The following is a 22,523-nucleotide window of genomic DNA, read 5'->3' on the forward strand; positions in this document are numbered from 1 at the left end:
CGTCCCGCGGCGGCTCGGACGCCTGCGGGGTTCCGCGGGCCGGCGGAGGAGGCTACTTCGAGGAACAGGGCCGCCGACCGCCCGTGAAGGGCGACGGGCGGCACCCGTGGAACACGCCTCAATCGGTGAACAACTCCGTGATCCGTACGATCTCCCGGGGCCCGTCGCCCTCGGGCTCCTCGTCGGAGAAGGTGACCTCGACGATCACCACCGGTCCCCAGGACAGGTAGTCGATGAAGTCGCGGCCGGTCAGCTCCCAGGTGCCGCGCCCCTCCTCGTCCAGGAAGACGTGGTCCGGAGCGGCGCAGAACTTCGCGCACAACACCTCGGCCTCGGGGGAGATGACCGCGTCGTCGGCCTCCCCCGCCTCCTCCCACTGCTCGGCCCACTCCTGGTGGGTGGGCGCGCCCTGGCCGCGTTCGGGTTCGTCGTCGCGGTCCACGGGCGTGTAGACCCACGGGCCCTCCAGGACGTCCTCCTGCTCCGCCGGGTCGAACCGCACCACCAGGGTCCGGGGCTCCTCCGGGGAGGGGCTCGCGGCGGGCTCCTCCTCCACGGCGTCGGAGACCAGCGCCTCGTCGTCCGAGGGGCCCACCAGCCGGGAGACCCCCCACACGCCCGCGCCGACCAGGACCACCGCGAGCGCGCCCGCGCCCACCATGATCGGTTTCCGGAGCGATCGCTCCCGGGGCGCGCGTCCCTCCAGCCGGATCACCCTGGGCACCCGCTGGGCCGGTTCGACCGCGCTCCACTCGCGTTCCAGCAGGGCGGCCAGCCGATCGCGGTCGGGTACCTCGGCGTCCTCACGGCCGTTCTCCCGCTGCCAGACCGCGATGACCGCGCCGATCACCTCCCGCAGGCTCGGCCGCGCCTCCGGATCGGGGTCCAGGGCCCGTTTCACCACCGGCACCAGCCCCTTGACCAGCCCGGTCAGGTTGTGGTCGCCGCTCGCGGCCCGCCGGGCGATCTCCTCCGGCTCACCCGGACCGAAGGGCAGCCGCCCGGTGCCGGCGAACGCGATGACCGCGCCCCAGGCGAAGACGTCGGCGGCGGGGGAGGCCTCCGCCCCGCGGAAGCGTTCGGGGCTCATCCAGGTGACGCCCGGCCCGTTCGGGCCCACCTCGGAGACCGCGCAGTCCATGATGTGCGGCCCGTGCGATTCGAGCAGCACCTTCTCCGGGTTCAGCGACCCGTGCGCCACACCCCGACCGTGCAGCGCCGAGAGGCCGTCCGCCAGCCCCACGGCCAGCGCGATGAGCTTTCCGGTTCCCACCCCGCCCCGTTTGGTCACGTAGTGGGACAGCCGCTCGCCCTCCATGTAGGGCATCGACAGCCACGGTCGCTCGGACCGCCCGTCGAAGGTCGTCGGCACCACCACGCGCGTCGGATCCACCCGGGTCAGGGCGGTCAACCGCCGCACGAGCGCCTCACGGTCCTGACCGGGATCGCGCAGGACCTTCACGGCGATGAGCCGATCGTTCGCGGTGGGGGAGGAGGCGTCCACCGCGGCGTAGACCGTCCCGGTGGCCCCCTGCCCCAACCGCCCGAGGACGAGATAGGGGCCTATCCGTGTCGGGTCGTCCGGATACAGCGGAGGAAGGTGCTCCGGTACCAGTACGGAGATCTCTCGGGGAGAACGAGGGCTCATGGGTGTCCTGTCGCGATGCTTCTGAAAGCCGGCGGGTGGTGGAGTGTCCGGACATCGTAGTGAAGATCCCGCTCCACGGTCATTCTCCCCGAGGAGAGGGAGGACGTCGACGACCTCGTCCCGCACCGGCCATGTCCATCGGGTGTGTCGGCGAGGCCCACGCGCGCCCGACGGCCCGACGCGATATGGTCGGCCGGAACCCGTCCCCCACGGTACGCCCGAACCCCGGCGCGCCGACGGGGCGGCCCGGCCCTCGACGTTCCCGGCGCACGCGCGCGAGAGGCCGAGGCGCGTACAACCCTCGAAGTGACCCCTATCCGCCTTACGGAGCCCGCATGCTTACCGGAGGAGAGGTCGCCGCGCTCGTCGCCGCGGTGGTCTGGGCGGTGCTCGCCACGTTCATGTGCGTGGCGCTCGTCAAACTGATCAAGCTCATCAACGCCGCGACGGCGGTGGTCTCGGAACTGGGCGATCGCACCCCGCCCCTGATGGACGACGTCGTCGCCACGGTCGAACGCGCCAACACCTCGCTGGAGCGCGTCGAGGAGATCACCGCCAACGCCCAGGCCACGAGCGAGGACGTGGCCACCATGACCGCGCTGACCCGTTCGGTGGTCACCGGCCCCCTCGTGAAGGTGGCGTCGTTGTCCTACGGGGTCCGCCGGGTCCTCGGACAGCGGCGCGCCCTGGCGGTCGTGCGCGGTCGCCGCCGGAGGGGATCGCGATGATCGGCCGACTGTTCTACCTCGCGGCCGGCGCGGCCCTGGGCGGTTACGCGGTGCACCGCGTCCACCGGGCCCGCCGCGCGCTCACCCCCGGCGGGATCGCCGAGCGGGTCGAGGGCCGGGTCGGCGAGTATCGGGGCGCCCTGCGCGAACTCAACGAGGACCTGGCCGACGCCGTCCGCCAACAGGAGGAGGAACTCCTGCGGGCCTACGCGCCCCGACGGGGACGGGCCCTGCCGCCCGCCGCGCGGCGCGAACTCCCCGAGGACTGAAGCGGGCCGGGGTGGCCACGGCGTGTCCCGCACCGGGACGTCTCGTGATCCTCCGGGAAGCCTCCGTGGGGTGTGGCGCCGGGACCGGGCACCACGCACAGGCGTGACACGGACCCCCGCGGCGCCCCGGCCGCCCGCCGCGGTCCGCCCCGCACCCGTCGTACGCACCCGCCCGAAGGTCCACGGGTATCCGCCCCGGTACCCGACCGCTCCGGGGGCGCCGTACGCCGATGCCCCGGCGAGGGTCCCGCGAACCCGGCGTTTCCCGGTGGCCGACGACGATAGCCTTGGAACAACCGGGGCCCCGGCGTTGTCCTGAACAGGGCGGGGCCCGCACCGGTCGCGCCCCTCGGGCCGTGGCCGCGGAGGAAATCGCACGCATCCGCGTGGTCGTCCCCCCTACCATTGGGCGACCGAACGACCACGCGCAACCAGATCCCGGGCCGGGACCGGCCCGCCGAGGGCGGCGGAGCCGAGCACAGGAGGGCATCAATGGAGACGGCAGAGATCGCGCGCCGCTTCCTCAGTTTCTTCGAGAAGAACGGACACACCGTGGTGCCCTCGGCGAGCCTCATCGCCGAAGACCCCACGCTGCTGCTGGTGCCCGCAGGCATGGTCCCCTTCAAGCCCTATTTCCTGGGCCAGCGCACCCCGCCCCACGACACCGCCACCAGTGTCCAGAAGTGCATCCGCACCAAGGACATCGAGGAGGTGGGCAAGACCTCCCGGCACGCCACCTTCTTCCAGATGCTCGGCAACTTCTCCTTCGGGGCCTACTTCAAGGAGCGGGCGATCCCGCTGGCGTGGGAACTCGTCACCACCCCCGTCGAGGACGGCGGCTTCGGCATCGACCCGGAGAGGCTGTGGGTGACCGTCTACCTCGACGACGACGAGGCCGAGGCGATCTGGCGCGACGACGTGGGCGTGCGCCCCGAGCGCATCCAGCGCATGGGGATGGAGGAGAACTACTGGTCGATGGGCGTCCCCGGCCCCTGCGGCCCCTGCTCCGAGATCTTCTACGACCGCGGTCCCGAGTACGGTGCCGAGGGCGGTCCCGAGGCGGACGAGAACCGCTACATCGAGATCTGGAACCTCGTCTTCATGCAGTACGAGCGGGGCGAGGGCGGCGACAAGTCCGGCTTCCCGATCCTCGGTGAGCTGCCCAAGAAGAACATCGACACCGGAATGGGGCTGGAGCGCCTCGCGGCGGTCCTCCAGGGCGTCGACAACATCTACGAGACCGACATCATCGGCCGTGTCCTGCACCGCGCCGCCGACCTCGCCGGCGTTCGCTACGGCGAGGACCACGAGCGGGACGTCCTGCTGCGCGTGGTCGCCGACCACGTGCGCAGCGCCGTCATGCTGGTCGGCGACGGCGTCAAGCCCGGCAACGAGAAGGCCGGCTACGTCCTGCGCCGCATCCTGCGCCGCTCCATCCGCAACATGCGCCTGCTCTCGGGCACCGAGACCGCGTTCATGCACGAACTCACCGCGGTCAGCATCGACGCGATGAAGGACATCTACCCGGACCTGCTCGACAAGGCCGACGTCGTCCACGGTGTCATCGACACCGAGGAGAAGAACTTCGCCGACACCCTGCGCGCGGGCACCACCCTGTTCACCCGGGCGGCCGAGCGCACCCGGCACGCCGGCGGCACCGTGTTCTCCGGCTCCGACGCCTTCCAGCTCCACGACACCTACGGCTTCCCCATCGACCTCACCCTGGAGATGGCGGCCGAACAGGGGCTGAGCGTCGACGAGTCGGCCTTCCGCGAGCTGATGCAGAAGCAGAAGAACACCGCGAAGGCCGACGCCAAGGCCAAGAAGCTCGGCAACGCCGACATCTCCCTGTACGCGCGGCTGCTGGAGGGCGCCGGCACCACCGACTTCCTCGGCTACACCGACGCCGCGAGCGAGTCGCACGTCAAGGGCATCGTCGTCGGCGGGATCTCCTCGCCCGCCGCGCGCCAGGGCGAGAAGGTCGAGATCGTCTTGGACCGCACCCCGTTCTACGCCGAGAGCGGCGGGCAGCTGGCCGACACCGGCACGCTCACCGTCGACGGTCGGGCGATCGTGGACGTCGAGGACGTCCAGAAGCCCCTGCCGGGCCTGTTCGTCCACCGGGGCACCGTCCGCGCCGGTGAGGTCACCGTGGACGACACCGTGCACGCCGCGATCGACACCGGCCGTCGCCACGCCATCGAGCGCTCCCACTCGGCGACCCACCTCATCCACTCCGCGCTGCGCAACGCGCTGGGCCCGTCGGCGGGCCAGGCCGGCTCGGAGAACAGCCCCGGCAGGCTGCGCTTCGACTTCACCGCCGACAGCGCGCTGGGCGAGTCCCGCCTGTCCGAGGTCGAGGAGGAGGTCAACACCGTCCTGGCCGGCGACATCGCGGTGCGCACCGAGGAGAAGAGCCTCGACGACGCGCTCAAGATGGGCGCCCTGGCCATGTTCGGCGAGAAGTACGGCGACCGCGTCCGCGTCGTGGAGATGAGCGAGTACTCCGTCGAGCTCTGCGGCGGCACCCACGTGCCCTCCACCGCGCGACTGGGCATCGTCAAGCTCCTGGGCGAGTCCTCCATCGGCTCGGGCGTGCGCCGGGTCGAGGCGGCGGTCGGTGTGGACGCCTTCAAACGCCTGTCCAAGGAGTCGGCGCTGGTCGGTCGGCTCTCCGAGCAGCTCAAGACCCCGCGCGAGGCACTGCCCGAGCGCATCGACTCCATGGTCTCCCGGCTGCGCGCCGCCGAGAAGGAGATCGAGAGGCTGCGCGCCGCCCAGGTCCTCCAGGCCGCCGGCTCCATCGCGGAGAAGGCCCGGCGGCACGGTCCGGCCCTGGTCGTGGCGGAGACCGCCCCGGAGGGCACGGGCGGCGACGAGCTGCGCGCCCTGGTGGCCGACGTGCGCGGACGCCTCGGTGAGAGCGAGCCCGTCGTCGTGGCGATGACCGCCGTTCCCAAGGACCGTCCGGTCGTGGTGATCGCGGTCAACAAGGCGGCGCAGAAGGCCGGCGTCAAGGCCGGCGACCTCGTGGGCGTCGCGGCCCGCGCGCTCGGCGGCGGTGGCGGCGGCAAGCCCGACATCGCCCAGGGCGGCGGCAGCGACGTCACGAAGATCGACGAGGCCCTGCGGGCCGTCGAAGCGCGCGTCGCGGGGTCCTGAGCCCGCGAGGGTCGGGGGGACCCCCACGGGGTCCCGGAGGCCCGCGGACGGGACGTCTTCGAGGAGAAGGCACGTCGGCCGCGGGCCACCCCCTTCGAGGGCGGCCTCGCGGTCGACGGCCTGCCACGGCGGAGCAGTGGTTCGGCCCGGTCCGGCGCACCGGGGCGGCGACCATCACCCGGTCGCCGTCCCGGCGTGGTCTTCGCAACACGGACGTGGGAACGCGCCCGATCGCACAACGATGGGTAACATCACGACCTGTGATGATCGGGACGAAGGCGGTCGTTCCGTGCGTCCTTCGCGGTGCGATGGGCGCGTTCGGCCGCTCTGTGAGGGGATCCGGGTGACCTACACTCGGACTCGACGCCCATGACCACCACTGAACCCGGCCGCCGACGGACCGAACCGGTCCGGGCCGTGTCACGGCGACCGCTATCGGTGACCGAGGCTGCGCACGGTCATCGAATCGGGCATACTGTGGCGCGTCACAGCCGATCACACGGCTGTCTGCGCGGAGTTCCCGCGATCCACCTGATGAACAGGACCACCGTGTCGAGGATTTCCCCATCGCGGTGCCGTGCCCGTAACGGGACGGCCCGTTCGTGCCGCGTCCCCGGAACAGGGGAGCGCTCCTCGTGAGGAACGGTGTGCGTCTGGCCGTCGACCCGGGCAACGCCCGCATCGGTGTGGCCGTCAGCGACCCCTCCGGTCTCCTCGCCAGCCCCCTGGAGACCGTCCCGCGCGGCAAGGGCGACAGGAACCGGATCGCCCTGCTGGTACTGGAGAGGGAGGCACGTGAGGTCATCGTGGGTTACCCTGCCTCTCTGTCAGGAGAGGAGGGGCCGGCCGCCCGGTCGGCCCGGGAGTTCGCGACGGCGCTGGCCGGACTCCTGCACCCCGTCCCCGTCCGCTTGGTCGACGAACGCCTCACCACGGTGACCGCACAGGGACATCTGCTCTCCGGAGCCTCCTTCAGCAAGAAGGGCGCCAAGGGCGGTCGCGCCCGTCGAACGGTCATCGACCAGGCGGCGGCCACCGTCCTCCTACAGAGCGCTTTGGACCAGGAACGGTCGACAGGCCGGCCCCCGGGCGAGATCGTCCGCTCCAGCCAGGGAGAATCATGAACGACAGGGATGACTACCCCGACAATCCCTATCGTGGACGTACCGGCCGCGACAGCGGACGCGATCACGACCCGCTCGGTGAACCGACGCCTCCGCCCTCGCGCGGCCGTCGGGCCCGCTCCGAGGGGCCCTCATGGCCGGAGGAGCCGGGCACGCCCGGGTCTCGGAGCACCGCGCCCTCCACGGGCGAGTTCCGTACCCCCCGCTACGCCCCCCGTCCCGACCAGGAGTACGACCCGCTGGGTCCGCAACCCTCCGCCGGTCGAGGCCGACCGCAGTCGCCCGCCGAGCCCGACCCCGGTGCCTCGCGTCGCCGCGGCGCCGCCGACGCGTTGCGCGGTGGCCGCGCCGCGCGCTCCGGCGCCGGACGGCCGCAGGACACCGGAGCCCTTCCGGGCGGGCGCCCCGGCGGCCCGGAGAGCGCGCCGCCCTCCGAGGACCCCACCCAGGACGCCCTGGCCGCCTTGGCCGGCCTCGGCTCTCCCGTCGGCTCCGCGCCCGCTCCCGACCCCGTCGCGGAGGAGCCGCCGCGTCGCCGCCGTCGGCGCTCCGAACCCGAACCCGAACCGGCGCCTCCGGCCGAGGACGCACCGCGCGGTGGTCGTCGGAGCCGTCGCGCCGCCGCGGAGGAGGAGGCGCCCCCGGCCCGTCGGGGACGCGGCCGTTGGGGCCGTGGCCGTAGGGACGAGGAGCCCATCGGTGGTTTCCTCGACGATCTTCCGGAGGAGGACGGCGTGTTCGACTCGGGTTCGTTCCCGGGTGTGAACTCCTCCGCCGACACCGGTGCGTTCGCCGCCGTGAACGTGGACGAGGGGCGTTCGCGCCCCCGTCGCGCCCGCGACGAGGAGGACGTGACACGGGAGGAACCGCGGGACCGCCGTTCCCGGCGTCGGCGCGGTGCCCCCGTCGACCCCGACCCGGTGGAGGGGTTCGACCCGGAGGACGACCCCGAGGTCGAGGCCGACGCCGAACCCGACGAGGAACCCACCGGTCGCCGCGGCCGTGGCCGCGGACGCCGTGGTGAGGGTCCGCGTCGGGGCCGCAGGCGCGGACGCCGTGACCGGGAGCCGGAGGAGGACGCGCCGGAGAGCGCCGAGGCCGACGACGAGGGCGACCACGACTACGAGGAACCGGCCCTCGCCGACATCGCCGCCGCCTACGGCGGCGACCGCAGCAGCCGCAAGAAGGCCAAGGAACTCAAGCGCGCCCGGCTCGCCCAACAGCAGCGCACCCCCGGCGGACGACGGGCCAAACGGCGCGGCAAGGGCATGGTGATCCTGCTCTGCCTCGCTCTCATCGCCGTCGTCGGCGGCGGCGGGTTCTTCGTGATGCGCACCTACGTCTTCCCCCCGGACTTCTCCGGTGAGGGCTCCGGCGAGGTCGTCTACGTCATCGAGGAGAACCAGAGCGGCCTCAGCGTCGGCCAGGGACTGACCGAACTGGGCGTCGTCGCCAGCCCGCGCGCGTTCACCAACGCCCTGGAAGGCCTGGACGAGGAGCAGAGAGGCACCGGTCTGGTCCCGGGAAGCTACTCCCTGGCCCTGGGCATGAGCGCGGAGAACGCGGTTCTCGCCCTGCTGGACCCGGAGAACCGCCTCGGCGGCAGGGTCACGATCAAGGAGGGCAAACGCAACGACCAGGTCGCCGAAGAGCTCTCCCTCGCCACCGGCGTGCCGCAGGAGGAACTCATGGAGGCGCTCTCCCGCACCGACGAACTCGGCCTGCCCGAGTACGCGGTGGAGGGCCCGGCCGGATACCTGTTCCCCGAGACCTACCGGTTCGACCCCGAGACCGACGCCCTGACGATGATCAAGGCCATGGTCTCCCAGTTCAACAGCGTCGCCGAGGAGATGCAGCTGGTGGAGCGCGCCGAGGCGGCGGGCTACGACCCCAACGAGATCATGGCGATGGCGTCGATCATCCAGGCCGAGAGCGGCGGCGAGGACGACATGCCCAAGGTCTCCCGGGTGATCTACAACCGTCTCGACATCGAGATGAACCTGGGCATGGACAGCACCTGCTTCTACGCCATCGGCACGTACGGCATCGCGCTGACCAACGATCAGCTGGAGCTGTGCCGTCAGGACACCAGCGGCTTCGACACCTACTTCAAGAAGGGCCTGCCCCCGGGGCCGTTCGTCGCCCCCGGCCGGGACGCCATCGAGGCCGCACTGGAGCCGGCCGAGGGTCCGTGGCTGTACTTCGTGACCACCGACCCGGAGAACGGCGTCACCAAGTTCACCGACAACGAGGCCGAGTTCCAGCTGCTCAAGGACGAGTTCGAGGCGAACTACGGCGGAGGAGGCGAGTAGTGCGCGCCGCCGTCCTGGGCTCCCCCGTCGCCCACTCGCTCTCCCCGATCCTGCACAACGCCGCCTACGCGGCGATGGGGCTGGACACCTGGTCCTACGGCCTGCACGAGTGCGACGAGGAGGGGCTGGGCCCCTTCCTCGCCGGACTCGACGACGGGTGGGCGGGCCTGTCCCTGACCATGCCGCTCAAGAGGCGGGCCCTGGACCTGGCCGATCGGGCCGCCGACCTGGCCGTCCAGGTCGGCGGGGCCAACACCCTGGTGCGCGGGGACCGCGGCTGGGACGCCCACAACACCGACGTCGAGGGCATCGTCAAGGCCCTCGCCGAGGTGGGCGTCGACGCCCCGCGCAGCGCCGTCATCCTGGGCGCGGGGGCCACCGCGGCCTCCGTGCTGGCCGCGCTGCGCGGACTCGGGGTGCGCGCGCCGGTCACGGTGCTGGCCCGGGACACCGCCCGCGCCGGCGCGGTCGTCGGTGCGGCCGGGCGCCTCGGGCATCCGGTCGAGGTGGCCCCCTTCGCCGAACTCGACCGCCACCTCGACGTCGACCTCATCGTCTCGTCGCTGCCCTCGGGTGCGGCCGACGGGGCGGCCGACCTCCTGGCCAAGAGCCGGGCCGACCTGTTCGACGTCGTCTACGCCCCCTGGCCCACCCGCGCCGCCGGCGCGGTCGAGGGGCGCGGCGGCCGGGTCGTGGGGGGCTTCCCGATGCTGCTGCATCAGGCGGTCGCCCAGGTCCGACTGATGACGGGGGAAGCGGAGGTCCCGGTGGCGGCGATGCGCGCCGCGGGCGAGGCCGAACTCGCCCGACGCGCGGCCCCCTGACCGGTGTGTGCCCGGTCGCTCGGCCGGGCTGGTAACATGGGATATCGACTTGATCCGGTGTGCCTGTCACACTGGAACCGCAAGCGGAGATGATCCTCCCACCCGTCGGGTTCCGCCCGTACGGGTCCACGAGTCGGCCCGGTCCGGATGCGATCGTGATCGGGCGTCGTGCACGACGCCCATCGCCGCGCACGGATCCGTGTGCCGTCCATCGGATCGACCCCGCTTGCACACGCTGGCGGGGTTTTCGCTGTCATAGGAGAATCCCGAAGCGGTCGGTCCAACCGCCGGAGACGGGCGGGCCGATCCAACAGGCCGCCCATCAGGGGCGGTCGGTCCCAGGTAATCCGAGAAAGCTAGGGAGGGGTCTCATCAGCGCCGAGCCCCGCATCAATGACCGCATCCGGGTGCCCGAGGTCCGTCTGGTCGGACCCAACGGTGAGCAGGTCGGAATCGTCTCCGTGCAGGACGCCCTGCGTCTGGCCCAGGAGTCGGACCTCGACCTCGTCGAGGTCGCACCGACCGCGCGCCCGCCGGTCGCCAAGCTGATGGACTACGGCAAGTTCAAGTACGAGTCAGCGGTCAAGGCCCGCGAAGCCCGTAAGAACCAGTCGAACACGATCATCAAGGAGATCAAGCTCCGCCCGAAGATCGACCCGCACGACTACGAGACCAAAAAGGGTCACGTGGTGCGGTTCCTCAAGAGCGGGGACAAGGTCAAGGTGACGATCATGTTCCGTGGCCGTGAGCAGTCCCGTCCGGAGCTGGGTCGTCGCCTGCTGGCGCGACTCGCCCAGGACGTCCAGGACCTTGGCACGGTGGAGTCACAGCCCAAGCAGGACGGCCGCAACATGGTCATGGTGATCGGCCCGCACAAGCGGCGGTCCGAGCACAAGGCCGAGGCCCGCGCGGCTGCGGCGGGGGACAAGACCCGCCGCGAACAGTCCGACGAAGAGGCTTAGCGGCTTCGGGGAAGTCCCCCACCGCCCGGCCACCGGAAGGGACCGGGTGGTGGGGTGGGCTGTGCGCGAACACCCGGACGCGTCGCTGCCGGCGCCCAGGGATCCCGCCATAGCGGCGGAAGAACCGTGTCGACCGCGTCCGCGCGGACACGACACGCCGACGGAGTAGGAGACGACGGCGACATGCCGAAGAACAAGACCCACAGTGGGGCCAAGGACCGCTTCAAGGTCACCGGCTCTGGCAAGATCATGCGTCGCCGTGCCAACAAGAACCACATCCTTGAGCACAAGACCTCCAAGCGCAAGCGCAAGCTGAGCAACGAGGCCGTGCTCGCCCCCGCGGACGCGAAGTTCATCAAGAAGCTTCTCGGTAAGTAGTCCGCGGAATCTTCCCCTCCCGCCGGAAGCGCCCACGCGCCCCATCGGTGCGATGACGGCCGCCGGGCGGGATCAATCAGAAGCGAACACGGTCGCCGGGCTCCTCCGAGCCGGGCCGGTCGGCGCGCTCGACGCGCCGGAACACACAAGAGGGAGTCACAGTGGCACGCGTGAAGCGGGCTCTCAACGCCAAGAAGAAGCGCAAGGTCGTTCTCGACCGGGCGAGCGGCTACCGCGGTCAGCGTTCGCGCCTGTACCGCAAGGCCAAGGAGCAGATGCTCCACTCGATGACCTACGCCTACCGCGACCGCAAGGACCGCAAGGGCCAGTTCCGTCGTCTGTGGATCCAGCGCATCAACGCCGCCTCCCGCGCCAACGGCCTCACCTACAACCGTTTCATGCAGGGCCTGAAGCTGGCCGGCATCGAGGTCGACCGTCGCATGCTGGCCGAGTTGGCCGTCAACGACGCGGCCGCCTTCGCGAGCCTGGTGGAGACCGCCAAGAAGGCGCTCCCCACCGAGGCCGCGGCCTGATCGGATCCGGGTAGAGCGATGGCGAGCCACGAGTTCACGAGTGTCCGGTCACCCAGGATCAAGGGGGTTCGGCGGCTCGCCAAGCGCACCTTCCGCCAGCGCGAGCGGCGCTTCCTCGCAGAAGGGCCGCAGGCCGTGCGAGAGGCACTGGCCGCCGTCGGCGGAGAGGGGCGGTCCCCCTACGGTGGGACCGCCCCCGGTGTCGTCGAGGTGTACGCCACGACCGAGGCCATACAGCGGCACCTGGACCTGATGGACGCGGCCCAGGCGGTCGACGTCCCGGTCCACCGGGTCAGCCTCGACGTCATGACGGAGCTGGCCCAGACCGTCACCCCGCAGGGCGTCATCGCCGTCTGCGAGTTCGTCGACGTCCCCCTGGAGAAGGTCGGCGACGTCCGACTGGCGGCGGTCCTCTCCCACGTCCGCGACCCCGGTAACGCCGGCACGGTGCTGCGCACCGCCGACGCCGCCGGCGCCGACGTGGTCATCTTCACCGACGCCTCGGTGGACCCCTACAACGGCAAGTGCGTGCGGGCCTCCGCCGGAAGCCTGTTCCACCTGCCGATCGTGGTGGGCGTCCCGGTGGCGCGCGCCGTCGACTTCCTGCGCGAGCGCGGCGCCCGCGTGTGGGCCGCCGATGGCGGTGGCACCCGTGACCTGCACGAGGTCGCCGACGGCGGCGATCTGGACGGCCCGGTCGCCTGGGTGTTCGGCAACGAGGCCTGGGGCCTGCCGGAGGAGACCGTCCGATTGACGGACGGCGCCGTCAGCGTCCCCATCTACGGCGGGGCCGAAAGCCTGAATCTGGCCACGGCCGCGGCCGTGTGCCTGTACACCACGGCCCGCCAGCAACGGCGTTCCTGAGGCGGACCCCGGCGGAAAGCGTCACCGAAGCGACCCGGGCATTGGCAAATGCACGTGCACGAGGCCCGAGTGCCGATAGGGTCTGAGCGGGATCACGGTGGCGACGCGCGCGTGCGCGACCACCATCCGGCCCGCCCGGGTCACGGGTGGACCCCGGCCTCCGCCCGCCGCCTCCCGGTGGGTCCGGTGGCGGGCGTCCGGTCCGTGCCCCCACCTCTCCAGGGCCGGAGAGATCCCTGTTCATGAGGCGTACCGGGTGGACGTGCAGGGTAGATCTGCGGTGGTGGTAGCGGGTGCCGGCGCCATCGGTCGACGGTCCTCGGCGCAGAGGCCCTGCGTCCGCGGATCCATAAGGGGAGCGGGGAGAGTCGTGGGCAGCGGCCGGCAGGTGGATCACCCGGTGGAGGGCGGAGGGGCCGCGCACCCTTCCGTCACCCCGCCGGACGACGGCACCGGAGGCGACCGGAACCCCGCACCCCTGTGGGACGTCGACGGGGCCGTGTCCGGGTACGCGCCCCTGCACGTCGACGATCTGCCCGACGGCGTCGTGGTCGCCGACGCGCGCGGTCGCGTCGTCCTCTACAACGCCCAGGCCGTCCAGCTCACCGGTGTCGAGGCCACCGCCGCCCTGGGTCGTGACTTCCGGATGGTCCTGCCCCTGGTCGGTGCCGACGGCAACGACTGGTGGGAGGCCAGTGACCCCTACGGCGGCGATCGCGGCCGTACCCGCCAGACCGAGCGGGCCCTCTACCTGCCCGACGACCGGGAGATCCTCGTCGCCGCCCGCTACGTGCGCGCCCGCCCCGGCGGGGACCTCGTCCGCCTGGTGATCACGCTGCGCGACGCCTCCACCCGTGCCGAACGCAGCCGCGCCGACCTCGTCTCGGAGGTCGCCCACGAACTGCGCTCCCCCCTGACCAGCGTCAAGGGCTTCACCTCCACGCTGCTCACCAAGTGGGAACGGCTCACCGACAAGCAGAAGCTGTTCATGCTGGAGACGGTCAACGCCGACGCCGACCGGGTGACCCGGCTCATCCACGACCTCCTCGACGTCTCCCGCATCGAATCCGGCCGTATCGAGGTGCGACGCCAGGTCGTCGACGTCACCGAGGTGGTGCGCCGGGTCGTCGCCGGCCGCATCGCCGCGGGGGAGTCCGAGGAGCGCTTCCGCGTCGAGACCCGCGAAGGCCTTCCCCGGATGTGGCTGGACCCCGACAAGATCGAACAGATCCTCTCCAACCTCGTCGAAAACGGGGTGCGGCACGGCGCTGGTACTGTCAGTATCGTGATCGAGCCGTGTGAGGGAGGAGCAGCGGTGTCGGTGCGCGATGAAGGCCAGGGCATAGCGCCCGAGACCATTCCGCGCGTCTTCCGCCAGTTCTGGCGCAGCAAGCGCCGGAGCGGGACCGGCCTCGGGCTGTTCATCGTCAAGGGCCTCGTCGAGGCCCACGGCGGCACGATCACCGTCGGACGCGCCCCCAGCGGCGGCGCCGAGTTCCGATTTACCATGCCCGCCGGGACGCCCGAGTTCGTCTGAGTCCTTCAGACCCTTCACGTCCCCGGTGGGCTTCACGGTGTGCCCGGGCCAGGCGAGTGGATCCGCCCGTGCACGCCCGACATCCGCCTGAGCTTCCCTGTCGGCCTCGTCCGCCCCACGGCGGACCGTGACCACCGCGCGTCCCCTTCCTGCACGGGTACGCGACGGTGAGGTGACCAACCATGTCTGCACCGAACAATTCCTTCGACCCGGTCGAGGTGACCCCCCTTCACCCCGATGAGGTCGCCCGCATGCGCGAGGAGGCGTTGGCCGCCATCGCCGCCGCCGCCGACCTCGCCGAACTCAAAGAGGTCCGGCTCGCCCACGCCGCCGACCGCTCCCCGCTGGCCTTGGCCAACCGGGAGATCGGGGCACTGCCCCCGGCCGCCAAGGCGGAGGCGGGCAAGCGCGTCGGCGGTGCCCGCCGCGACGTCGGCCAGGCCCTCAAGGAGCGTCAGGCCGTTCTGGAGGCCGAGCGCGACGAGCGCGTCCTGGTCGAGGAACGGGTCGACGTCACCCTGCCCTGGGACCGCGCGCCGCGCGGCGCCCGCCACCCGCTGACCACGGTCGCCGAGCGCATGGCCGACGTGTTCGTCGGCATGGGCTTCGAGATCGCGGAAGGGCCCGAGGTCGAGGCGGAGTGGTTCAACTTCGACGCCCTCAACTTCCAGCCCGACCACCCGGCCCGCACCATGCAGGACACCTTCTTCGTCGAAGGACCCGACGGTGGTGCCTCCGGCCTGGTCATGCGCACCCACACCTCACCGGTGCAGGTCCGCGCGCTGCTCTCGCGCGAACTGCCCGTCTACGTGGTCGCGCCCGGCAAGACCTTCCGCACCGACGAACTCGACGCCACCCACAGCCCGGTCTTCCACCAGCTGGAGGGCCTGGTCGTGGACGAGGGCATCACGCTGGCGCACCTGCGCGGCGCCATCGACGCCTTCGTCGAGTCCATGTTCGGCGCCGGTCTGCGGACCCGCTTCCGCGCCTCCTACTTCCCCTTCACCGAGCCGTCGGCCGAGGTGGACATGGAGTGCTTCGTGTGCCGCGGCGCGTCGGTGGGAGACCCCGACGCCCCGTGCCGCACCTGCTCCAGCGAGGGCTGGATCGAGATCGGCGGCTGCGGCGTGGTCAACCCCCGCGTGCTCGTCGCCGCCGGGGTCGACCCCGAGGCGTACAGCGGCTGGGCCTTCGGCCTGGGAATCGAACGGACACTGATGTTCGCGCACGGTGTGCGCGACATGCACGACATGGTCGAGGGCGACATCCGGTTCACCTCGGCGTTCGGGAGTGAGAACTGATGCGCGTCCCCCTTTCCTGGCTGCGGGAGTACGTCGACCTGCCGGCCGACGTCACCGCGCGCGACCTCGCCTCCCGCCTGACCCTGGCCGGGCTGGAGGTCGAGACCGTCGAGACCCTCGGATCGGACCTGACCGGACCCATCGTCTACGGGCGGGTCCTGGAGATCGAGGAGCTCACCGACTTCAAGAAGCCCATCCGCTACTGCCGGGTGGACGTCGGGTCGGCCAACGGCACGGGTGAACCCCAGCGGATCATCTGCGGCGCCCGCAACTTCTCCACGGGCGACCTGGTCGTCGTCTCCCTGCCCGGCGCCGAACTGCCCGGCGGTTTCGCGATCGGCTCCCGCAAGACCTACGGCAGGATGTCCGAGGGCATGATCTGCTCGGCCACCGAGCTGGGGCTGTGGGAGGACCACACCGGCATCGTCATCCTCCCCGAGGGCTTCGGTGAGGTCGGCGAGGACGCCATCGGTCCGCTCGGGCTGCGCGAGGACGTCCTCGACATCGCCGTCACCCCCGACCGGGGTTACGCGCTGTCGATCCGCGGCGTGGCCCGCGACACCGCGGCCCTGTACGGCGTCTCCTTCCACGACCCGGCCGACGTCGCCGTGTCCGCCCCCGCCGGCGAGGGCCACCCGGCCGTCATCGCCGACGACTCCCTGTGCGACCGCCTCGTGCTGCGCGGGGTCACCGGCTTCGACCCCGACGCGGCCGGCCCGCTGTGGATGAAGCGCCGCCTGCACCAGAGCGGGGTGCGCCCCGTCTCCCTGGCCGTCGACGTCACCAACTACGTGATGCTCGAACTCGGCCAGCCGCTGCACGCCTGGGACCGCGATCACCTCACCGGTACCGTGACCGTGCGCGCCGCCGAGGCGGGGGAGAAGCTGGAGACCCTGGACCACGTCCAACGCTCCCTGGACACCGACGACATCGTCATCGCCGACGGGTCCGGAGCCCAGGCGATCGCCGGCGTCATGGGCGGTGTGGACACCGAGATCGGGCTCACCTCCAGCGAGGTCCTCATCGAGGCGGCCCACTTCGACGCGATGCGCATCGCCCGCGCCTCACGCCGCCACCAGCTCTCCTCGGAGGCCTCTCGGCGTTTCGAGCGCGGCGTGGACTCCGACCTGCAACTCGCCGCCGCGACCCGCGCCGCCGAACTGCTCGCCGAACTGGGCGGGGCCACCGTCGAAGGCGCCTACACCCACCTGGACCGGGTCGCCCCGCGCGCCCCGATCACGGTGAAGGCCGCGCACGCCGCCGCCGTGTCGGGCGTCGACTACCCCGCGGGCACCAGCGAGAAGTGGCTGGAGACCGTCGGCTGCGAGGTCGTCGTCGACGGGGACGAGCTGAAGGTCACCCCACCCTCGTGGCGCCCCGACCTGACCGACCCCAACGACCTGGCCGAAGAGGTCATCCGCTTCGAGGGCTACGAGAACATCCCCTCGATCCGGCCCCGCGGCTCCGGTCGCGGACTCACCTCGGGCCAGCGGCTGCGTCGCGCCGTCGGCCGGGCCCTGGCCGACGCCGGGTACAACGAGGTGCTGTCCTACCCGTTCACCGGTGAGCGGGACCTCGACGGACTCCAGCTGTCCGACGACGATGCCCGCCGGGGCGCCCTGCGCCTGGCCAACCCGCTCAACGACGAGGAGCCGCTGTTGCGGACCACGTTGCTGCCGGGTCTGTTCAAGGCGTTGACCCGCAACGTGGGTCGCGGCTTCACCGACGTCGCCCTGTTCGAGACGGGCCTGGTGTACCGGCCCCGGCCGGGCGCCGGCCGCGCCCCCCTGCCGCCGGTGGACCGGGTCCCGAGCGCCGAGGAACTCGCGCTCATCGACGCCGCCCTGCCCGAACAGCCGCGCCGTGTCGGCGTCGTCGTCACCGGTGACGCCGAGCGCGCCGGCTGGTGGGGCGAGGGCCGCGCGGCCACCTGGGCCGACGCGATCCGGGCCGCCCGAGAGGTCGCCCGTGTCGCCGGTGTCGACCTGGAGGTCGAGGCCGACGCCCACGCCCCCTGGCACCCCGGCCGCTGCGCCGCGCTGTACGTGCGGGTGGCGGGGGAGCGCCTGCTCGTCGGCCACGCCGGTGAACTGCATCCGCGCACCGTCAAGGCGTTCGGGATGCCCGAGCGCACGGCGGCGATGGAGCTGGACCTGGACCGCGTCGAGCGGGCCCGCACACCGGTCGTCGCCCCCGAGGTCTCCACCTACCCGGTGGCCACCCAGGACGTCGCCCTGGTCGTCGACGAGACGGTCCCGGTCGGCGCCATCCGCGACGCCCTGGTCGAGGGCGCCGGCGACCTGGTGGAGAGCGTGCGCCTGTTCGACGTCTACACCGGAGAGCAGGTGGGCGAGGGACGCAAGTCGGTGGCCTTCACCCTGCGCTTCCGGGCCGGTGACCGCACCCTGACCGCGGAGGAGGCGAGCGCCGCCCGCGACGCCGCCGTGGCCGTGGCCACCGAGCGCACCGGCGCCGCGCTGCGCGCCTGACGCCTTCGACGCGCATCGGGGCCGCCCCCACCGGGGCGGCCCCTTCGTGTTGCGCGGTGATGAACGCCCCGAGGCGAAACGACGCGCGTGCGGGGGGCGCCGAGAATTTTTTTCGGGAGTGTTCTCCCTGGCCGGTAGGGGTTTTCGGGAGCACGCCCCGGGGTAGCCGGAATGACGTCCACGTTTCGGGGCATGAAAGTTCGTTTCGTCCCTTGCTGTGGGCGGCCTCCCGCGCTTAGCCTGCAAGCACCCGCCTCTCCTAGGGCGCCCAGAGGCGGGGACCGCAGCATTTCCGGCAGCGCGTCGTTCCTTGTTCGCGCACGTCCACGGCTCGGAGGTCGCCCTATGACCGAAACGGTTGTTCCGTCCGTCCCCGTCATTCCACAGACGCGGGAGCCCGGACGCCTCTGGCACACATTCTGTGACATGAACACGGTCCGCAAGGGGCCGGAGTTCACGGTGGCCCGCGCCGAGGGCGTGTGGCTCTGGGACGAGAGCGGGGATCGGTACCTCGACGGCACGGCCAGCCTCTGGTACTGCAACGTCGGCCACGGCCGGCCGGAGATCGCCGAGGCCGTGCACCGTCAGATGCTCACCCTGGACGCCTACACCGTCTACGGGGACTTCGCCAACCAACCGGCGGTGCGGCTCAGTGAGCGACTGGCCGCGCACGCCCCCGTCGTCGATCCCCGGGTGATCCTCACCTGTGGCGGCGGGGAGTCCATCGACACCGCGGCCAAGCTGGCCCGCCGCTATCACGCGGTCACCGGCGCCCCGGAGAAGGTCCACCTGATCAGCCGCACCGGCGGTTACCACGGCCTGAACGGGTTCGGCACCAGCGTCATCGGCATGGAGCGGTTCCGTACCGGGTACGGCCCGCTGATCGAGGACGTGTCGGTGGTCCCGCACGACTCGGCGGCGGCCCTGGAGGCGGAGATCCTGCGGGTGGGGCCCGAGCGGGTGGCGGCCTTCTTCGCCGAACCGGTCATCGGCGCGGGCGGGGTGTACGCGCCGCCGCAGGGGTACTTCACGGAGGTGGCCCGGATCTGCGAGCGGTACGGGGTGCTGTTCATCGTGGACAGCGTCATCTGCGGGTTCGCGCGGCTGGGGGACTGGTTCGGCATCGAGCGGTTCGGCGTGCGACCCGACATGATCGTCTTCGCCAAGGGCGTCTCCAGTGGCTACCTGCCCTTGGGCGGCGTGGTGGTGAGCGGCCGGGTGGCCGACCCGTTCTGGTACGGGGAAGGACACCCGTTCCTGCACGGGACCACCTACGCCGGACACCCCACCGCCTGCGCGGCGGCCATGGCCAACCTCGACATCCTGGAGCGCGAGGACCTGTTCACGGTCTCCCTGGAGGTCGAACGACAGCTGGACGGGGCCCTGCGCACTCTGGCCGACCACCCGCTGGTGGCGCAGGTTCGCGCCGGCACCGGTGTGATGGGCGCGGTGGAGCTCACCGAGGAGGCGCTGACCGGGCGGGGGATCACCACGGCGGAGGTGTTCCTGGAGGCGCGGGCGCGCGGGGTGATCCTGCGGGCGGTGCCCGACGCGCTGCTGGTCTCACCGCCGTTGATCATCACCTGGGAGCAGATCGATCACCTGGTCTCCACACTGTCGGCGTCCCTGGACGCGGTGGCGGCGCGCCACTAGGGCGTACGCGGATCCGTGCGGGCGGGGGCCCGGGCCCCCGCCCGCAGGTGTGAGCCGTCCCGGAATCATCGCCTTCTGAAGTATTTTCCTTGGAAAAGACTTTCCCGTGCGGCCATCATCGGGTAATGTTTTCTGGGAAGATACTTCTTTATGGGGTGGTTGCCGGAGGGCGAGGGCATCCCGAGCGACAGGGGGCGGACCATGACCGCGCGACCGACCGAGGACGCCGTTCTCACCGAGGACGACCTCATCACGGCCTGGGGTCTGCTGCACGAGGCCATGAACAACGTGCAGCCCCGACTGCTGCGCGGCATCACCCCCGACGGCAAGGACATGGCCGGCCCCTGGTTCGAAGTGCTCATACGGCTCCAGCGCACTCCCGGGCACCGGCTTCCGATGAGCCGCCTGGCCCGCGAGGTCAGCCTGAGCACCGGCGGCTTCACCAAGCTCGCCGACCGCCTCGAACGCGAGGGGTACCTCCAGCGCGAGAACTGCGCCTCGGACCGGCGCGTGGTCTACGCCGTCCTCACCCCGGAGGGACTCGACTTCATCCGTCGGGTGCGCGTCAAGCACGTCGAGCGGTTGCGCGAGCACGTGCTGGGCCCCCTGGGGGAGGACGGGGTGCGCACGCTGTCCTCGGTGGCGCGGACGCTCCGTGACAGTGCCACCTGCTGATCGTGCTCATCGATGGAAACGCTCGGTAGTCGATTCGGCTGTCCGGGCGCCGCTCCGTCCGTACGAAAGTACGGAAAACGTCCCACCGGCCGTCGTTCCCGTGTAGGTTGGCGGATGTTCGAGGGCTCCGTGGGGCGGGGCCCCAACGGGAGGCCCGGGGGGAATCATGGGACTGTTCACCACTGCCGCTCAGATGAGGCCGATCCCCCGGTCGACCCGCTTCGTCAACGGCGCCGTCTCCTTCTGGTTCCGCGAGATCGGTCTCCCCGAGCGCAGAGACCCCCTTCCCGGCAGCGCCGACTACGACGTCTGCGTGGTCGGTGCCGGGTACACCGGGCTGTGGACCGCGTACTACCTCAAGAAGGCCCGGCCCGACCTGCGCGTCGTCGTTCTCGAACGCGAGTTCGCCGGCTTCGGTGCCTCGGGGCGTAACGGAGGGTGGCTGTCGGCCGAGTTCGCCGGCTCCCGCGAACGTTACGCGGAGTCACACGGCAAGGGTGCGATGATCGCCCTCCAGCGCGCCATGATGAGCACCGTCGACGAGGTGATCTCCGTCGCCGAGACCGAGGGCATCGACGCCGACATCGTCAAGGGCGGCATGCGCCTGGTCGCCACCAACGCCGCCCAGCGCGAACGGATGGTCGAGGACATCGAGTACCTCCAGGAGTGGGGGTACTGGCCCGACGACATCCACCTGCTCCCCGACGACCACGGGTCTCCCCTCGCCGTGCACGAGGCCGTGGCCTCCGCCTACTCCCCGCACGCCGCGCGCGTGCAGCCCGCCAAACTCGTGACCGGGCTGGCCCGGGCGGTGGAGGCCCTGGGCGTGACCATCTTCGAGGGCACCGCCGTGGAGGAGATCCGTCCCCGGCAGGGCGCGGCGCGTCCGGCCGTGGTCACCGAGCACGGCACCGTCTACGCCGACCACATCGTGCGCGCCACCGAGGGTTTCACCTCCACCCTGCGCGGCCAGCGCCGCGAGTGGCTGCCGATGAACTCCTCGATGATCGTCACCGAGCCCATCCCCGCCGAGGTGTGGGACAAGATCGGCTGGGAGGGACGCGAGGTCCTCGGCGACACCGCGCACGCCTACGTCTACGCCCAGCGCACCGCCGACGACCGCATCGCCATCGGCGGCCGGGGCGTGCCCTACCGCTTCGGTTCGGCGCAGGACAAGGACGGCGTCACCCAGCCCCAGACCATCGCCGAACTCTGGCGCGCGCTCACCCGGATGTTCCCGGACGTGGCCGACGTGCCGGTCGAGCACGCCTGGTCGGGCGTCCTGGGCGTGCCCCGCGACTGGTGCCCGAGCGTGCACATGGACACCGGGAGCGGCATCGGCTGGGCCGGCGGGTACGTGGGCAGCGGTGTGGCCACCAGCAACCTGGCCGGACGCACCCTGCGCGACCTCGTCCTGGGCCGGGACACCGAACTGACCCGCCTGCCCTGGGTGGGGCACCAGGTGCGCGGCTGGGAGCCCGAGCCGCTCCGTTGGGTCGGCACCCAGGTCATCTACGGGCTCTACCGGAGCGCCGACCGCCGCGAGTCCAAGACCCCCGAGGAGAAGGCGCACACCTCCCGCCTGGCCGGCCTGGCCACCCGCATCGCCGGTCGCTGACGGAACCCGGATCCCGTCAGGCTTCCCTGACGGGCCATGGCTTTTGAACGGTGTTCGAAGTCATGACGAGGGTTCCCGAAGCGCCCTTCTCCGCGTTCACCGACAGACCCGAGGCGGCCACGGCCGAGCCGGCCGCGTCCGGGGGGTGCGAGCCGTGGCCGCGTCGGCGCGACGCCGACGACCTCGTCCCGCGCGAGGTCGACGCCGCCCGTCGGCGCACCGAGACGGTCGACATCGCCGTGCGGGCGCGTCCGGTACCCCGTCGTCGAAGAGCGGCGGTCCGTGTGGATCCAGCGGGCCGCTCCCCGCCACCCCGAGATCACGGAGCGGGGGCGTGGTGCCGAGGCCGGTGTGAGGATGCTCGCGCCGGACCTCCTCCGAATCGGCTTGCATAAATTTACAGCAGTGTGCATGATAGTTCAGTCATAGAGACCGAGGGGAGCACC

At 71.7% G+C, this 22,523-nt stretch carries 17 protein-coding genes; 16 read left to right on the plus strand and 1 reads right to left on the minus strand.

The annotated features are described in order from the left end of the window. Positions 1-118: 118 nt before the first annotated feature. Complete coding sequence (locus RM479_RS10560) at positions 119-1,648, minus strand: serine/threonine protein kinase (protein WP_311511526.1); 1,530 nt, start codon at positions 1,646-1,648, stop codon at positions 119-121. Between the two features lie 335 nt (positions 1,649-1,983). Here RM479_RS10560 and RM479_RS10565 point away from each other — a divergent pair, with 335 nt between their 5' ends. The 16 genes from RM479_RS10565 to RM479_RS10640 all read left to right on the plus strand — a co-directional run bounded on the left by RM479_RS10565 (position 1,984) and on the right by RM479_RS10640 (position 22,077). Further along, on the plus strand, positions 1,984-2,376 hold the full coding sequence (locus RM479_RS10565) for a DUF948 domain-containing protein (RefSeq protein ID WP_274812058.1): 393 nt from the start codon (positions 1,984-1,986) through the stop codon (positions 2,374-2,376). Then, positions 2,373-2,645, plus strand: coding sequence for a hypothetical protein (locus RM479_RS10570; protein ID WP_311511527.1), 273 nt, complete (start codon positions 2,373-2,375; stop codon positions 2,643-2,645). The genes RM479_RS10565 and RM479_RS10570 overlap by 4 nt, the downstream gene beginning before the upstream one ends. A 492-nt stretch (positions 2,646-3,137) precedes the next feature. Continuing rightward, entirely contained in the window at positions 3,138-5,807 is a 2,670-nt protein-coding gene (gene alaS / locus RM479_RS10575; protein ID WP_311511528.1) for an alanine--tRNA ligase, read from the plus strand. A gap of 635 nt (positions 5,808-6,442) precedes the next feature. Beyond that, positions 6,443-6,931: a Holliday junction resolvase RuvX gene (gene ruvX / locus RM479_RS10580; protein WP_274812062.1), complete on the plus strand. Its 489-nt coding sequence runs from the start codon at positions 6,443-6,445 to the stop codon at positions 6,929-6,931. Further along, on the plus strand, positions 6,928-9,243 hold the full coding sequence (gene mltG, locus RM479_RS10585) for an endolytic transglycosylase MltG (protein ID WP_311511529.1): 2,316 nt from the start codon (positions 6,928-6,930) through the stop codon (positions 9,241-9,243). Before ruvX ends, mltG begins: the two co-directional genes overlap by 4 nt. Next, positions 9,243-10,067 carry a shikimate dehydrogenase gene (locus RM479_RS10590; protein ID WP_311511530.1) on the plus strand — a complete coding sequence of 275 codons (825 nt, stop codon included), beginning with the start codon at positions 9,243-9,245 and terminating at the stop codon, positions 10,065-10,067. The genes mltG and RM479_RS10590 overlap by 1 nt, the downstream gene beginning before the upstream one ends. Positions 10,068-10,456: 389 nt before the next feature. Continuing rightward, positions 10,457-11,029, plus strand: a complete 573-nt coding sequence (gene infC / locus RM479_RS10595; protein WP_311511566.1) for a translation initiation factor IF-3 — start codon at positions 10,457-10,459, stop codon at positions 11,027-11,029. 183 nt (positions 11,030-11,212) lie between these two features. Continuing rightward, entirely contained in the window at positions 11,213-11,407 is a 195-nt protein-coding gene (gene rpmI, locus RM479_RS10600) for a 50S ribosomal protein L35 (protein ID WP_073384074.1), read from the plus strand. Positions 11,408-11,568: 161 nt separating this feature from the next. Beyond that, on the plus strand, positions 11,569-11,940 hold the full coding sequence (rplT, locus tag RM479_RS10605) for a 50S ribosomal protein L20 (RefSeq protein WP_274812066.1): 372 nt from the start codon (positions 11,569-11,571) through the stop codon (positions 11,938-11,940). A gap of 18 nt (positions 11,941-11,958) precedes the next feature. Continuing rightward, on the plus strand, positions 11,959-12,804 hold the full coding sequence (locus tag RM479_RS10610) for a TrmH family RNA methyltransferase (RefSeq protein WP_311511531.1): 846 nt from the start codon (positions 11,959-11,961) through the stop codon (positions 12,802-12,804). Positions 12,805-13,174: 370 nt separating this feature from the next. Continuing rightward, positions 13,175-14,341, plus strand: a complete 1,167-nt coding sequence (locus tag RM479_RS10615) for a sensor histidine kinase (RefSeq protein ID WP_311511532.1) — start codon at positions 13,175-13,177, stop codon at positions 14,339-14,341. Between the two features lie 182 nt (positions 14,342-14,523). After that, entirely contained in the window at positions 14,524-15,642 is a 1,119-nt protein-coding gene (gene pheS / locus RM479_RS10620; RefSeq protein ID WP_311511533.1) for a phenylalanine--tRNA ligase subunit alpha, read from the plus strand. Continuing rightward, positions 15,642-18,131, plus strand: coding sequence for a phenylalanine--tRNA ligase subunit beta (pheT, locus tag RM479_RS10625; RefSeq protein ID WP_311511534.1), 2,490 nt, complete (start codon positions 15,642-15,644; stop codon positions 18,129-18,131). The genes pheS and pheT overlap by 1 nt, the downstream gene beginning before the upstream one ends. A 426-nt stretch (positions 18,132-18,557) precedes the next feature. Continuing rightward, positions 18,558-19,784, plus strand: a complete 1,227-nt coding sequence (locus RM479_RS10630; protein ID WP_311511535.1) for an aminotransferase family protein — start codon at positions 18,558-18,560, stop codon at positions 19,782-19,784. A gap of 201 nt (positions 19,785-19,985) precedes the next feature. Continuing rightward, entirely contained in the window at positions 19,986-20,459 is a 474-nt protein-coding gene (locus RM479_RS10635) for a MarR family winged helix-turn-helix transcriptional regulator (RefSeq protein WP_274812071.1), read from the plus strand. A 166-nt stretch (positions 20,460-20,625) separates the two neighbouring features. Beyond that, positions 20,626-22,077, plus strand: a complete 1,452-nt coding sequence (locus tag RM479_RS10640) for an NAD(P)/FAD-dependent oxidoreductase (RefSeq protein WP_311511536.1) — start codon at positions 20,626-20,628, stop codon at positions 22,075-22,077. Positions 22,078-22,523 lie beyond the last annotated feature (446 nt).

The organism is Nocardiopsis lambiniae, assembly GCF_031845465.1.
Classification (GTDB): Bacteria; Actinomycetota; Actinomycetes; order Streptosporangiales; family Streptosporangiaceae; genus Nocardiopsis; species Nocardiopsis lambiniae.

Coding starts and splice junctions, on each gene's coding strand:
- pheT (WP_311511534.1), top strand. CDS start 15,642: ATGCGCGTCCCCCTTTCCTGGCTGCGGGAGTACGTCGACCTGCCGGCC.
- RM479_RS10640 (WP_311511536.1), top strand. CDS start 20,626: ATGGGACTGTTCACCACTGCCGCTCAGATGAGGCCGATCCCCCGGTCG.
- alaS (WP_311511528.1), top strand. CDS start 3,138: ATGGAGACGGCAGAGATCGCGCGCCGCTTCCTCAGTTTCTTCGAGAAG.
- RM479_RS10570 (WP_311511527.1), top strand. CDS start 2,373: ATGATCGGCCGACTGTTCTACCTCGCGGCCGGCGCGGCCCTGGGCGGT.
- pheS (WP_311511533.1), top strand. CDS start 14,524: ATGTCTGCACCGAACAATTCCTTCGACCCGGTCGAGGTGACCCCCCTT.
- mltG (WP_311511529.1), top strand. CDS start 6,928: ATGAACGACAGGGATGACTACCCCGACAATCCCTATCGTGGACGTACC.
- rpmI (WP_073384074.1), top strand. CDS start 11,213: ATGCCGAAGAACAAGACCCACAGTGGGGCCAAGGACCGCTTCAAGGTC.
- RM479_RS10635 (WP_274812071.1), top strand. CDS start 19,986: ATGACCGCGCGACCGACCGAGGACGCCGTTCTCACCGAGGACGACCTC.
- RM479_RS10560 (WP_311511526.1), bottom strand. CDS start 1,648: ATGAGCCCTCGTTCTCCCCGAGAGATCTCCGTACTGGTACCGGAGCAC.
- RM479_RS10565 (WP_274812058.1), top strand. CDS start 1,984: ATGCTTACCGGAGGAGAGGTCGCCGCGCTCGTCGCCGCGGTGGTCTGG.
- RM479_RS10630 (WP_311511535.1), top strand. CDS start 18,558: ATGAACACGGTCCGCAAGGGGCCGGAGTTCACGGTGGCCCGCGCCGAG.
- RM479_RS10610 (WP_311511531.1), top strand. CDS start 11,959: ATGGCGAGCCACGAGTTCACGAGTGTCCGGTCACCCAGGATCAAGGGG.